The 13,349-nt window shown below is 67.3% G+C and carries 6 protein-coding genes; 1 reads left to right on the top strand and 5 read right to left on the bottom strand.

All coding sequences use genetic code 11. From position 1 onward, the window contains the following. Window positions 1-198: 198 nt before the first annotated feature. The 4 genes from aroG to QM685_RS11605 form a co-directional block, all read right to left on the bottom strand. Window positions 199-1,272: a 3-deoxy-7-phosphoheptulonate synthase AroG gene (gene aroG, locus QM685_RS11620; protein WP_415115896.1), complete on the bottom strand. Its 1,074-nt coding sequence runs from the start codon at window positions 1,270-1,272 to the stop codon at window positions 199-201. 375 nt (window positions 1,273-1,647) lie between these two features. Further along, complete coding sequence (tldD, locus tag QM685_RS11615; protein WP_415115894.1) at window positions 1,648-3,114, bottom strand: metalloprotease TldD; 1,467 nt, start codon at window positions 3,112-3,114, stop codon at window positions 1,648-1,650. Window positions 3,115-3,212: 98 nt separating this feature from the next. Continuing rightward, entirely contained in the window at window positions 3,213-4,076 is an 864-nt protein-coding gene (locus tag QM685_RS11610) for a carbon-nitrogen hydrolase family protein (protein WP_415115892.1), read from the bottom strand. 159 nt (window positions 4,077-4,235) lie between these two features. Next, complete coding sequence (locus tag QM685_RS11605) at window positions 4,236-8,495, bottom strand: YhdP family protein (RefSeq protein WP_415115890.1); 4,260 nt, start codon at window positions 8,493-8,495, stop codon at window positions 4,236-4,238. A 165-nt stretch (window positions 8,496-8,660) separates the two neighbouring features. Between QM685_RS11605 and glnE the strand changes: the two genes are divergently transcribed. Further along, window positions 8,661-11,531 (top strand): bifunctional [glutamate--ammonia ligase]-adenylyl-L-tyrosine phosphorylase/[glutamate--ammonia-ligase] adenylyltransferase, encoded by a 2,871-nt coding sequence (gene glnE, locus QM685_RS11600; protein WP_415115888.1) that lies wholly within the window; start codon window positions 8,661-8,663, stop codon window positions 11,529-11,531. A 103-nt stretch (window positions 11,532-11,634) separates the two neighbouring features. Here the strand turns inward: glnE and recN are convergent, their stop codons facing one another. After that, window positions 11,635-13,302 (bottom strand): DNA repair protein RecN, encoded by a 1,668-nt coding sequence (gene recN, locus QM685_RS11595; protein WP_415115886.1) that lies wholly within the window; start codon window positions 13,300-13,302, stop codon window positions 11,635-11,637. Window positions 13,303-13,349: the final 47 nt, after the last annotated feature.

Here is a 13,349-nt window from a genome sequence, read left to right as displayed (position 1 = left end):
ATAAAATATTATACGCAACATTCAACCCGGTCAAGTCATACGCAACCGGGCAACGAGCTGTTACGGTACAGAGGCGGCGCGCGGAGCACCATTCGTCCGCATGGCCAATAAAAAACCCGGTTCGATTTCGAACCGGGTTTTCCACGGATCACTGACGGGCAGTCGGATCGGCGGCGAAGCGGGGATTCAAAGCAGGGTTCAGTTACCGCTGCCGCGCGAGACGCGGCGCTGCTTGACCGCTTCGGCGAGACCTTCGAGCACGGCGACGCTTTCGTCCCAGCCGATGCAGGCATCGGTAATGCTCTGGCCGTAGGTCAGCGCGCAACCGTCCTGCAGATCCTGGCGCCCTGCCACGAGGTGCGATTCCACCATCACGCCGACGATCCGTTCATCGCCGGCGCCGATCTGGCGGCCGATGTCCGCGCACACCGGAATCTGGTTCTCGTGCTTCTTCGAGCTGTTCGCATGGCTCGCGTCGATCATCAGGCGCGCGGCGAGACCCGCCTTGCCGATGTCGGCGCAGGCGGCGTTGACGCTGTCCGCGTCGTAGTTCGGCGTCTTGCCGCCGCGCAGGATCACGTGGCAATCCTCGTTGCCCGCGGTCGACACGATCGCCGAGTGGCCGCCCTTCGTGACCGACAGGAAGTGGTGCGGCTGCGAAGCCGCCTTGATCGCGTCGACGGCGATCTTCACGTTGCCGTCCGTGCCGTTCTTGAAGCCGACCGGGCACGACAGTCCCGATGCGAGTTCGCGGTGCACCTGCGACTCGGTGGTGCGCGCGCCGATCGCGCCCCACGAGATCAGGTCCGCGATGTACTGCGGGCTGATCATGTCGAGGTATTCGGTGCCGGCCGGCAGGCCGAGTTCGTTGATGTGCAACAGCAGCTCGCGCGCGGTGCGCAGGCCTTCGTTGATCTTGAAGCTGTTGTCCAGATGCGGGTCGTTGATGAGGCCTTTCCAGCCCACCGTCGTACGCGGTTTTTCGAAGTACACGCGCATCACGATTTCGAGTTCGCCGGCGAAGCGCTTGCGCTGCTCGACGAGACGGCCCGCGTATTCGAGCGCGGCCTTCGTGTCGTGAATCGAGCACGGCCCGATGATGACGATCAGACGGTCGTCCATGCCGTGCAGAATGCGATGCATCGCATTGCGTGCGTTGTAGATCACGTTGGACACCGTCTCGTCGCAGGAGAATTCGCGAATCAGGTGAGCGGGCGGCGTAAGTTCTTTCAATTCGCGGATGCGGACATCGTCGGTATTGTGCGGGGGCATGTTGTTCTCCTGAATCGGTTCGTAGCGTGTTCGCACGGGCAGCGGAGGTTGCGATCAAACGGCGATGCCAGCGCGGACGACAATCAAAAAAATGTGAGGCGAAAAAAAACCGCCAGACTGGGCTGGCGGTTTTTCGAATTCCTGGTGTCCTGCGTGCACTAACACCCCTCTCGATCCGCCAGCGGTCTGAGATACCAGAAAAAGTAAAAGTAAAACCTGGCGGACATGGCGAAATGAAATGCGGCGCTGGTCAAAAAAAGGTGGTTGACTTTATAACCCGGTACAGGCTCGGCTGACAAGCTGGGCCGTGCAAAAATGCGGAAAATCCGCACGCTTCACGATTTTTGCGCACAAACCGTGCATTTTGTTCCGCAATCAGGCCGTGCCGCCGACCGTCATCCGCTCGATGCGAAGCGTCGGCTGACCGACGCCCACCGGCACGCTCTGGCCTTCCTTGCCGCACACGCCGACGCCCGAATCGAGCTTCATGTCGTTGCCGATCATCGTCACGTACTTTAGTGATTCCGGGCCGCTGCCGATCAGCGTCGCGCCCTTGACCGGATACGTGATCTTGCCGTTTTCGATCATGTACGCCTCGGACGCCGAGAACACGAACTTGCCGTTCGTGATGTCGACCTGACCGCCGCCGAAGTTCACTGCGTAGAGGCCGTTCTTCACGGACTCGAGAATCTCCCGCGGGTCCTTGTCGCCGTTCAGCATGTAGGTGTTGGTCATGCGCGGCATCGGCAGCGCCGCGTACGATTCGCGCCGCGCGTTGCCGGTGACCGGCATCTTCATCAGGCGCGCGTTCAGCGTATCCTGGATATAGCCCTTCAGGATGCCGTCCTCGATCAGCGTCGTGCACTGGGTCGGGTTGCCTTCGTCGTCGATATTGAGCGAGCCGCGGCGATTCGGCAGCGTGCCGTCGTCGACCACCGTGACGCCCTTCGCGGCGACCTGCTCACCGATGCGGCCCGCGAACGCCGACGAACCCTTGCGGTTGAAGTCGCCCTCGAGCCCGTGACCGATTGCCTCGTGCAACAGCACGCCGGGCCAGCCCGGCCCGAGCACGACGGTCATCGCGCCGGCCGGCGCGGGACGCGCGTCGAGATTGACGAGGGCGGCGTGCACCGCGTCGTCGACGTAGCGCGACAGCACTTCGTCGGTGAAATAGCCGTAGTCGAAACGCCCGCCGCCGCCGCCGCTGCCGATTTCGCGGCGGCCGTTCTGCTCGGCGATCACCGTGACCGATACGCGCACGAGCGGGCGGATGTCGGCCGCGAAGCCGCCGTCGCTGCGCGCGACGAGCACCACGTCGTATTCGCCGGCGAGGCCCGCCATCACCTGCTGGATGCGCGGATCGCGGCCGCGCGCCATCTGCTCGATGCGCTCGAGCAGTTTGACCTTCGCGGTGGCGTCGAGCGAATGCAGCGGGTCGGACGGCAGATACAGATCGCGCCCGGCGATGCCGGTCAGCGACGACGCCACCCTGATCTTCTGCTTGCCGCCGCCGGCCTTGGCGATCGCGCGGGTGGCGATGGCCGCCTGGCGGATCGCCTCGGGCGACAGGTCGTCCGAATATGCGAACGCGGTGCGCTCGCCCGACACGGCGCGCACGCCGACGCCCTGATCGATGCTGAAGCTGCCCGACTTCACGATGCCTTCCTCGAGACTCCACGCTTCGCTGCGGGTGGCCTGGAAGTACAGGTCCGCGTAGTCGACGCGGTGCGTGAAGATTTCGGCGAGCGTGCGCGTGAGCAGCGACTCGTCGAGACCGTAGGGCGTGAGAAGGATGTCCTTGGCGGCGGCGAGATTGCGGATACCGGGTTCGATGATGTTCATGCGGAGTATGTTCTGCTCGATACGAAGAGGTCGGGGAGCGCCTGAGCCGCTATATGCGTGACGGGCGCCGCAGTTTCAATGTGGGTTGCAATGTCGGTTCAGCTCAGCACGCGATGACGCCAGGCGGGCAGGCTCTGCCGCACTTCGTCGATGCGCGCGCGTTCGAGATTGCCGGCGACCACGCCGGCGCCCTCGTCGCGCACCGCGACGATCTCGCCCCACGGATCGATCAGCATGCTGTGGCCCCAGGTGCGGCGGCCATTTTCATGTTTGCCGCCTTGCGCCGCGGCGAGCACGTAGCACTGGTTTTCGATCGCGCGGGTGCGCAGCAGCAATTCCCAGTGCGCGCGGCCGGTCGTGTAGGTAAACGCGGACGGCACCACGATCAGCGCGCAGTCGCCCATGCGCCGGTACAGCTCCGGAAAGCGCAGATCGTAGCAGACCGACAGGCCGACCCGGCCGAACGGCGCGTCGAAGCCGCGCACGTCGGTGCCCGGGCGGATCGTGCGCGCTTCGTCGAACGATTCCTCGCCTTTTTCGAAGTTGAACAGATGGATCTTGTCGTAGCGCGCGGCTTCATGACCGTCCGGGTCGAACACGAGCGTCGTGTTCAGCACGCGCGATGCCTCCGGCGCGACGAGGGGCAGCGTGCCGCCGATTACCCAGATACGGTGGCGGCGCGCGGCGTCGGCGAGAAAGCGCTGGATTGGGCCGTCCTGATAAGGCTCGCGCACGGCGAGCTTGTCCGTGTCCTTGAAGCCCATGAAACAGAAATATTCGGGCAGCAGAACGAGCTGCGCGCCATCGGCGGCGGCTTCGTCGATCAGGCGTTGTGCGTCGGCCAGATTGCGCTCGCGATCCGGCGTGCTGACCATCTGCAGCGCGGCGACCCGGAAGGAGCTGGCGAGGGAGCCGCTGGAGGGCGCGGCGGGCGAGGAAGAAGAGACGTGTGTTTCGCTCATGAGCGTATCGAAAGACTCCCGGCAGGGCGGCGGCGCGAAGCGCGGACGCCGCCTGCGTCGTTCAGGGCTGGCCTCGCTGCTGTCGATGCGCACTAGGTTGGGGCTGCGGACCAGCCGCATGGTCCGTGCCGGAAAATCGGCTCACGCAGCCAGCGAAACTCAGTGCGCTTCCACGGTCGAAGCCGGAGCGTCCATCTTACCCCCTTCGCCGGTGACCCGCTCGACGTGCGGTTTGGTCCACGAGCCGGTGATCTGGTACTCACGCGCGAACACATGCGACACCGAGTGCGAGAGCGCCAGATCGGCCACCAGCGCGCCGAGGCCGAAGAGCGGATTGACGACCGTCGCGGCGATCACGGCGGCGCCCGCGCTGACGGTCGGCACGACGTGCAGATGCAGATCCTGGGTCTTCTGCGCGATGTCGACCGAGCCGCTCATCTCGGCGCGCGCCGGCGCGGTCACCATTCTGAAGTTGTCGGTGTGGCCGATGCCGTTGTGAATCTGCGCGGTGCCCGTCACGCTCGAGAACGGCAGCCCCTCGCCGATCACGTCGCGGAAATCGAGCGTCGCGATGCGCGCGAGGCTTTGCAGACTCAGCACGCCGAGCAGCGTCGCGACGCCCGGATCGACCTTGAGGATCTGGCCGTGACGCAGATCGAGCGCCAGGTTGCCGTTGAGCGTCGTGTAGTCGATCGTGGTCGGGCCGCCTTGCCACGCGACCTTGCCCGCGAGCGAGCCGCTGCCGTTCTTCAGTGTCTTCGCGAGGCCGAAGCGCTCGAGCAGCGCGCCGGCGTCCTTGATGTCGAGCTTGAAATCGAACACCGTGCGGCGCGGCGTGGTTTCGTCCGGCGCGCTGCCGAGCTCGGTCGACGTGCGCCAGTTCGCGGTGGCGCTCAGCGTGGCGGCGGGGTTCGTCACGTCGAGCTTGTCGAGTTGCCAGACCGGCACGCCGTTTTCCTCGAAATTGTGCGCATTGACTTCCAGCCGGCCGATGTTGCGATCGCGCATGATCAGCTCGTTCACGACGAGATCGATCGACGGCATGTTGAGCGCGGGCGCCGACATCGCCGGGCCGAGCAGATCCTGGTCCGCGACGGACGGAATCACGACGTGCGCAAACCGCGCCTCCAGCGTGCCGGGCGAGTCGCGGGTCGCGCCCGGCAGCCAGGACACGTGGCCGGACACCTGGTTCGACGCGATGTTCGCCTGCCACGTGCGGTCCATGTGCGATGCGCCGACGATCACGTTGTCCCAGTGGCGCTTGAACAGCGTCAGCATGCCGATGTGCAGCGCGAAGCGGTTCGGCAGGAATTGCGTGAGGACGGGATTCGGCGCCGGCGCGGCCGCTCGCGGGGCGGCCGTGCCTGCGGTGGGGTTGGCACCCGTTGTCCCACTGGCACCGTTCGCGCTGTTCGTGGCGGCGGCCCCGGCGCGCAGTTGCGTGGCGAGCGCGCGCCATGCGTCGGCGTTGAATTCCTTTACGTCGACCGCGGCGACCACGCCGTCGGACGGCAGATCCGCCGGCCGGTTCACGCCGATCGCGCCGCGCACGACCGTCGGCGGCGTATTGGGCTGCAGTTTCGGCTGATAGCGCAGCAGGTACGCGGCGGCGACCGGCCCGAACGTGAGGTCGGCCCGTTCCAGACCGGCTTCGCCGGGCGCGCTCGACGGATTCACCGCGAAGTGCAGCGGCATCGGCGTGCCGACCGGTTTGTTGAACGGCGCCGGAAAGTCGAGCGCGAGGCCGCTCAGATCGGAATTCGCGGTGACTTCCGGCAGGCGGCCGCGCGCGCCGTTGACGTTCAGCGCGTAGGGCGCGCTGCCGCTCATATGCGTCAGCACCTGCGCGGCCGGGCCATGCAGATCGAGGCCGCGCGCCGCGTCGACGGCGATATGGCCGCCGAGCGCCAGCGCGTACGTGCCGTCCTGGCGCAGGCCGCCGTTCGCATGCACGTCGCCGCCGAGGAATTGTCCGGAGAGCCGGTCGACCTGGGCGGTGTGTTCGGTGAAGCGCACGCGGCCGTTCAACTGCGACAGCGGCGGCACGTTGTTGGCGCTCAGCCGGTTGTTCTCGAAGCCGACCGTGCCTTCCACGCCGATGTGCGGCTTCGGCGTGCGCGGAATCGTCAGCTTGAGCGCGAGCGACGCGGGCCCTTCGGCGCGGATCCGTTCGGTCTGGTGCCGCGTCATGATGCCGAGCGAGCTGCCGTTCACGTAATCGAGCATGTCGGCGAGCGGCCCGCGGCCATTGCCCTGGACGACCAGGTTCGAGCCTTTCGTGCCGAGGTCGTCGATCCTGCCGCGCACGCCGGTCAGCGCGACGCGCTTGTAACGTCCGCGATTGATGTCGAAACGCAGCACGTTCTGCTTCAGCTCGAACACGCCGTCGATGCCGTCGAGCGCCGGCCACACGTTCGGCGTGCCGTTGCGCATATTGCGCGGCGGGTACGGCGTCGGGTCGAACCTGCCGCCGGTGAACGGCGCAACGATATGAAAAAGCCCGGCGTCGGGGTCGCGTGCGTACGGGAATTTGGTCAGGTCGCCGTGCACCTCGATCGTACCGCCGCGCGAGACGCCTGCCTGCAGCCCGTGGCCCAGGTAGATGCGCAGTTTTTCGGTGACGGCGGTCGGCAGATAGCGGGCGATGCTCGCTACCTGCGCGCGCTGGAAGTCGGCTTTCAGGTCGAGCGAGCCCCGGCCGTGACCAGGATTGCTGTAGTTCGCGGTCGCGGTGGCCGCGACGTCGGCGTTCGACACGCTGAAATCGGCCAGCTTGACCGCGAACCCCGGGCGCGTGTCGCCGGGCGCCTTCGGCAGCATGGTCCAGTTCGCGCGGCCGCGCAGACGGTCGAGCTTCAGGCGCGGATCGTCGAACACGCCCGGCAATGTGATCGCCACGTTCGACGTATCGAAGAGCGCGCTGCCGCCTTTTTCGTCGGCGTCGACGCTGCCCCACAGATTTTCGATGCCGGGTATGCCGGCGCGCGGGTGGCCGCGCGGCGTGAGCCCCGGCCCCGGCTCCTGGGCTGCGAAGCTGATGCCCTGCAGGTCGCCCTTGAAGCGATAACGCTCGATCGGCTCCGCGCCCGCCGGCCGGCGGTCGCCGCCCACCTCGCCGGATTCCGGCTTGCCGCGCTCCACCTCGATCACGTAGTCCGAGACGAGCCCGCGCGGATTGATGCGCACGAGTTCGTTCAGGAAGCGCCTCGGCAGCGGCAGCGCGCGGCTGAATTCGGCGAGGATGCCGAGATCGACGCGGTCGCCGCTCACGCTCAGCAACTGCCCATGCTGCTGCGTCGGGGTCCGATAGTGGCCGGTCAGCGTCTGGAAGCGCAGGATGCGCGTGAGCGGCGTGCCGTCCGCGAGCGGCGGCTGGCCGAGTTCGGCGCGTAGGTCGCCGAGCTGCAGCTTGTAGTCGCCCTGGCCCACGTCGACGCGCCACAGGAAATGGGCGACCGGCACGAGCAGCTTCGGCTGGGTCGGGCGCACGCGCAGCGCAACGTCGGTGCCGTTCAACTGGCCGCCGACCGTGCTCACGCGGCCTTCGGTGAAGTCGATCCAGATCGCATTGTCGATGCGGCCGGCGAACGTCTCGATCGGGAATTTGACGTAGCGCGCGAGCGTCGGCAGATCGACCGGACCCGTCGATACGTATGCCTGGCCGGTCCAGTTGATCGGCTTGCCGATCGCGGAGAGTGGCGCGTGCCGGAAGTACGTGCGGAAATCGAGCGGCCCGTGCAGCAACTGGCCGTCGGGCGGCGCCTGCAGCGCCATGCGGTGGTCGTAGCCGTCGTTGAGGATCGCGATGCGGATGTCGCGCAGCGCGAGCTCCGGCGCGGCGCGCGTCGCGTCGCGCCAGCGCAGTGTGCCGCCGCGCACGATGATCACCTGCTGGCGCAGCAGCCAGGTGGACAGCGTGTCGTTGCCGCTATGGCGCGTCGGCACCGGCACGCCCGCCACCGACAGCACGCCGTCGTTGTCGCGCGTGACCAGCACGTCCGGCTGATCGACGATCAGGCTCGACAGCGCCGGGTGAAACTGCCACAGCGAGTGCCACGACACCGTGGCGGTGGCGTGCGGAATCGTCAGCGCGGGATGGCCGTCGCGATCGCGGATGACCAGGTTCGTCACGTCGAGGCCCGGCTGGAAGCCGCTCCAGTGCGGCGCCAGCCGGCCAATCGTGAATTGCGTGTGGAGCGTCTCGGAGACAGCGGCCTCGATGCGCGGCCGGAACGTGTCGATACGCGGCAGCACCACGTAGCGCAAGCCCAGAAACAGACCTGTCGCGATGAAATAGAGGACCAGCGCGAGCGTGAGGAGCACGCGCAGGATCCGACGCAGCACGATGTGGTCGCTTCCGCTCACAGGCCGGACCAGCTCCGGTTCGTGCGGGTCGGCGGGATCGTTTCGCTCGGACATGCTGCGGCGGCTGGGCGTATGGTAGTTTTGCGAATTAACGACGAAATGTAACACACGGAAAAGCGTGGGCGGACCTCCTGCAAACCCTGTCCGCGGGCCGCCTCGCGGTCCGTCCGGGCCATCCGGCAAGGCGTTCGGTGCGCTCTCTCGCGCACCGTTCGCCGGGTGCCGACGTGCAACGAACAACATCGGAACAACACCAGACGACGCCACTCGAGCAACGAGCGAGCCAGACCTTTGATGACTGACGCCACCCTCCTGAGTTCCAGCTATTCCCATTACGCCGCGCGTGCCGCCGCGGCTCGTCCGCAACTCGTCGCGCAGGTGAGCGCGTTGGCCGCCGCGCCGCTCACGCGCGCGCGTATCGACGCACGTCTGGATGCGCTATGCGCCGAGGCGGGCGGTACGCCCGGCGCGCCGTTGAACGAAGAGGCGCTCAAGCGCGCGCTGCGCCAGTTGCGCACCGAGGTGTTCTGCGCGGTGATGGAGCGCGATCTGGCCGGCGAGGCCGATGTCGCCGAAGTCACCGGCGCGATGACCGATCTCGCGGAGACGACGATCCAGCGCGCGCTCACGGTGCTCACCGCCGACCTCGAAGCGCTCTACGGCGAGCCGCGCGGCGCGCAGGGCGAACGGCTGACGCTCGGCGTGGTCGGCATGGGCAAGCTGGGCGGGCGCGAGCTGAACGTATCGTCGGACATCGATCTGATCTTCATTTATGAAGACGACGGCGAAACCGCCGGCGGCCAGCGTTCGCCGCTCGCCACCCAGGAGTTCTTCACCCGCCTCGGCAAGCGGCTGATCGGCGCGCTCGCCGAAGTGACCGCCGACGGCTACGTGTTTCGCGTCGACATGCGCCTGCGGCCGAACGGCGATTCGGGGCCGCTCGTGTGCAGCCTCGGCATGCTCGAAGAGTATTTCTACGTGCAGGGCCGCGAATGGGAGCGCTATGCGTGGATCAAGGGGCGGCTCGTGTCCGAAGGCGCGAGCGACGCCTCGCAGCGGCTGCAGAAGCAGCTCGACGCGATCGTCACGCCGTTCGTCTATCGGCGCTATCTCGACTTCGGCGTGATCAGCGCGATCCGCGCACTGCATCTGCAGATTCGCCAGGAGGCGCAGCGCCGCGCGTCGATGCGGCCCGACAAGGCCGACGACATCAAGCTCGGGCGCGGCGGCATCCGCGAAATCGAATTCAGCGCGCAGGTGTTCCAGTTGATCCGCGGCGGCCAGGACGCGGGCTTTCGCGTGCGGCCGACGCTCGCGGTGCTGCGCCATGCGGCCACGCATGGGCTGATGGATACGTCGGTCTGTTTGAAGTTGTCGCAGGCGTACCGTTTCCTGCGCGAGCTCGAGCATCGTCTGCAATACCGCAACGATGCGCAGACTCACGCGATGCCGGTCGATCCCGAGGACCGCGCGGCGCTCGCGCGCGCGATGGGCTGTGACGATTACGCGGCGCTGATGACGAAGCTCGACGCGCATCGCGAGTTCGTCGAACAGCAGTTCGACCAGATTTTCGCCGACAAGGTGGGCGGCCGCGATGGCTGCGGCGCGCCCGAAGATGGCGCGGCCGCGTGGGTGTGGAGCAGCGCGCTCGGCGACGACAGCGCCGACGACGCGCTGCGCGCGCGCCTGATCGAACTTGGCGTGGCCGAACCCGACGATCTGCTCGCGCGGCTGCAGGCGGTGTGGCGCTCGTCGCGCTACATGGGCCTGAACGAGCGCAGCCGGCAGCGTTTCGACATCGTCGCGCAGCGCGCGCTCGAAGCCGCGCGCACGCTGGAGCCGGCCGGGCGGCGCGGCAACACCGTCGCGCGCTTTTTCGATCTGCTCGAAGCGGTGAGCCGGCGCGGCGCGTATCTCGCGCTGCTGACCGAATATCCGCAGGCGCTGCACCAGGTGCTGTCGGTGCTGGGCGGCTCGCGCTGGGCGGCCGGCTATCTGATCCGTCATCCGCAACTGCTCGACGAACTGCTCGATGACGAGGCGATCAACAGCCCGTTCGACTGGGCCGAGTTCAAGCGCACGCTGCGGCTGCGTCTCGCCGCCGCCGACGGCGTCGAACAGCAGATGGACCTGCTGCGCCATGCGCACCAGGCCGAGGTGTTTCGCATTCTGCTGATCGATCTGGCCGGCAAGCTCTCCGTCGAGCACGTGAGCGACCGGCTGTCCGAACTCGCCGACGCGGTGCTCGACGTGACGCTCGAAGCCGTGTGGAACCAGTTGCCGAAGCGTCATCGCGACGTGCCGCGCTTCGCGGTGATCGCGTACGGCAAGCTCGGCGGCAAGGAGCTCGGCTACGCGTCGGACCTCGACCTGATCTTCCTCTACGACGACCCCGACGATGCCGCCGCCGACGTCTACGCGACCTACACGCGGCGCCTGATCACATGGCTGACCACCGCGACCGGGGCCGGCACGCTGTTCGATATCGATTTGCGTCTGCGGCCGAACGGCGAATCGGGCCTGCTCGTCACCGATCTCGACGCGTTCCGCCGCTATCAGTTGCGGGAGGGCGACGCGGCGAACACCGCGTGGGTCTGGGAGCACCAGGCGCTGACGCGCGCGCGTTACTGCGCGGGCGACTTGCAGATCGGCGCGAAGTTCGAGGCGATCCGCGAACAGGTGCTGACGACGCCGCGCGAAGCGGCGCCGCTCGCGAAGGAGATCGTCGAGATGCGCGCGCGCGTCGAGGCGGGGCACCCGAACCATACGCCGGCGCTGTTCGACCTGAAGCATGATCGCGGTGGCATGGTCGATATCGAATTCACGGTGCAGTACTGGGTGTTGCTGCATGCGGCAAGCGATCCCGAGCTGATCCGCAATACCGGCAATATCGCGTTGCTGCGCGAGGTGTCGCGTTTCGGGTTGATGAGCGAAGCCGAAGCGGAGACGGTCGGCGCCGCGTATCGCCGGTATCGCAAGCTGCAGCACACGCTGCGGCTCGACGGGATGGAGAAGGCGCGGGTCGATCCGGCGCTCGTGAGCACCGAGCGTGACGCGGTGCTGGGGTTGTGGAAGAGGGTGTTCGGGTGAGGCGCTGAAGCACTTCGCTTGGGCCCCGACAGCTGGCCGGGATCGGTGTGACGTCCCGGCCAGCTTTTTTCAGGCCGCGCGCCGGCAACCGCCACGCGCGAATCTACGCCGCCAGCATTTCCTTCGCGTGCTTGCGCGTGGTCGCCGTGATTTCGAGACCGCCGAGCATCCGCGCGACTTCCTCGATACGGCTCGCCTTGTCGAGCGACGTCACGCTGCTGACCGCGCCGCCCGTGCCGTTGGCGGTTTTAGCGACTTGGAAATGATGATCGCCGCGCGCGGCAACCTGCGGCAGGTGGGTCACGCACAGCACCTGGCGCGCCTCGCCGAGCTGATGCAGCAGCCGCCCGACCACTTCGGCGACGCCGCCGCCGATGCCGGTATCCACTTCGTCGAAGATCAGCGTGGGCGTCGGGCTGGCCGCGCTCGCGATCACGGCCAGCGCGAGGCTGATACGCGCTAGCTCGCCGCCCGAGGCGACTTTCGACAGCGGCCGCAGCGGCACGCCCGCGTGCCCGGCCACGCGAAACTCGATCTGCTCGAGCCCGTACGCGCCACCTTCCGGCAGCGGCACCAGCGCGACTTCGAAGCTGCCGCCTTTCATCGACAGTTCCTGCATGCCCGTGGTGACCGCCTCGCTGAGCGCGTTGCCCGCTTTCGCGCGCGCCTTCGACAGTTTTTTCGCTTCGGCGACGAACGCTTCCTTCGCCTGAGCCTCGGCGGCGCGCAGGCCGTCGAGGTCGGCGGCGGCATCGAGCGCGGCCAGTTGCTTGCGCCGCGCTTCGTGTTCTTCCGGCAGCGTTTCCGGTTGCAGGCGGAATTTGCGCGCGGCCGAGTGCAGCGCATCGAGGCGCTTTTCGACCTGCGCGAGCCGGTCCGGGTCGAGCTCGAGCTTCTGTGCGTAATGGCTGAGCGAATACGCGGCTTCCTGCAACTGGATCTCGGCCGGTTCGAGCGCGGCGAGCACGTCGTTCAACGCCGGGTCGATCTCCGCGAGATCGCGCATCTTCGAGACGATCGAACCGAGATGCGTGATCATCGCCTCGTCAGATTCGGACAGCGCGCCGAGCGCGCCCTGCACGCCGTCGATCAGATTGGCCGAATGCGACAGCCGCTTGTGTTCGGCGTTGACCTCTTCCCATTCGCCCGGCTGCGGCGCGAGCTTGTCGAGTTCGGTGAGCTGCCATGCGAGACGTTCGCGCTCGAGTTGCAGTTCGCGATCGCGCGTCTGCGCATGCTCGACCGCCTGCGCCTTGTCGCGCCATGCGCGCCACGCACGGGCGACGGAGGCCGCGCTGTCCGACAGGCCCGCGTGCGTGTCGAACAGTTCGCGCTGCGCGTCCGGGCGCATCAGCAACTGGTGCGCGTGCTGGCCGTGAATATCGACGAGCATTTCGCCGACCTCGCGCAGTTGCCCGAGCGTCGCTGCGGTGCCGTTGATGAACGCGCGCGAGCGGCCGTTCGCGTCGACCACCCGCCGCAGCATCACGGTGCCGCCGTGCTGGCCGTCGTCGGCGGCGCCGAGCGCCTGCGCGTCGAGCCACGCGTCGACCTGCTCGTGCGTCTCGAACTCCGCGGTGATGTCGGCACGGCTCTCGCCGGCGCGCACGATGTTCGCATCGGCGCGCGCGCCGAGCGCGAGCGCGAGCGCGTCGATCAGGATCGACTTGCCGGCGCCGGTTTCGCCCGAGAAGACGGTAAAGCCGCTGTCGAATTCGAGGTCGAGCGCGGCGACGATGACGAAGTCGCGTATCGAGAGGTGGCGAAGCATGGAAGTCGTCGGATGAGCGTGAGATTCGGGTTGCGGCCGTCGAGGGA

Source organism: Paraburkholderia sp. (assembly GCF_047605525.1).
GTDB lineage: Bacteria > Pseudomonadota > Gammaproteobacteria > Burkholderiales > Burkholderiaceae > Paraburkholderia.
Note: the sequence above shows the minus strand (reverse complement) of the source record. Positions and strands in the feature narration are given on the sequence as shown.

Coding starts and splice junctions, on each gene's coding strand:
- QM685_RS11610 (WP_415115892.1), bottom strand. CDS start 4,076: ATGAGCGAAACACACGTCTCTTCTTCCTCGCCCGCCGCGCCCTCCAGC.
- tldD (WP_415115894.1), bottom strand. CDS start 3,114: ATGAACATCATCGAACCCGGTATCCGCAATCTCGCCGCCGCCAAGGAC.
- recN (WP_415115886.1), bottom strand. CDS start 13,302: ATGCTTCGCCACCTCTCGATACGCGACTTCGTCATCGTCGCCGCGCTC.
- aroG (WP_415115896.1), bottom strand. CDS start 1,272: ATGCCCCCGCACAATACCGACGATGTCCGCATCCGCGAATTGAAAGAA.
- QM685_RS11605 (WP_415115890.1), bottom strand. CDS start 8,495: ATGTCCGAGCGAAACGATCCCGCCGACCCGCACGAACCGGAGCTGGTC.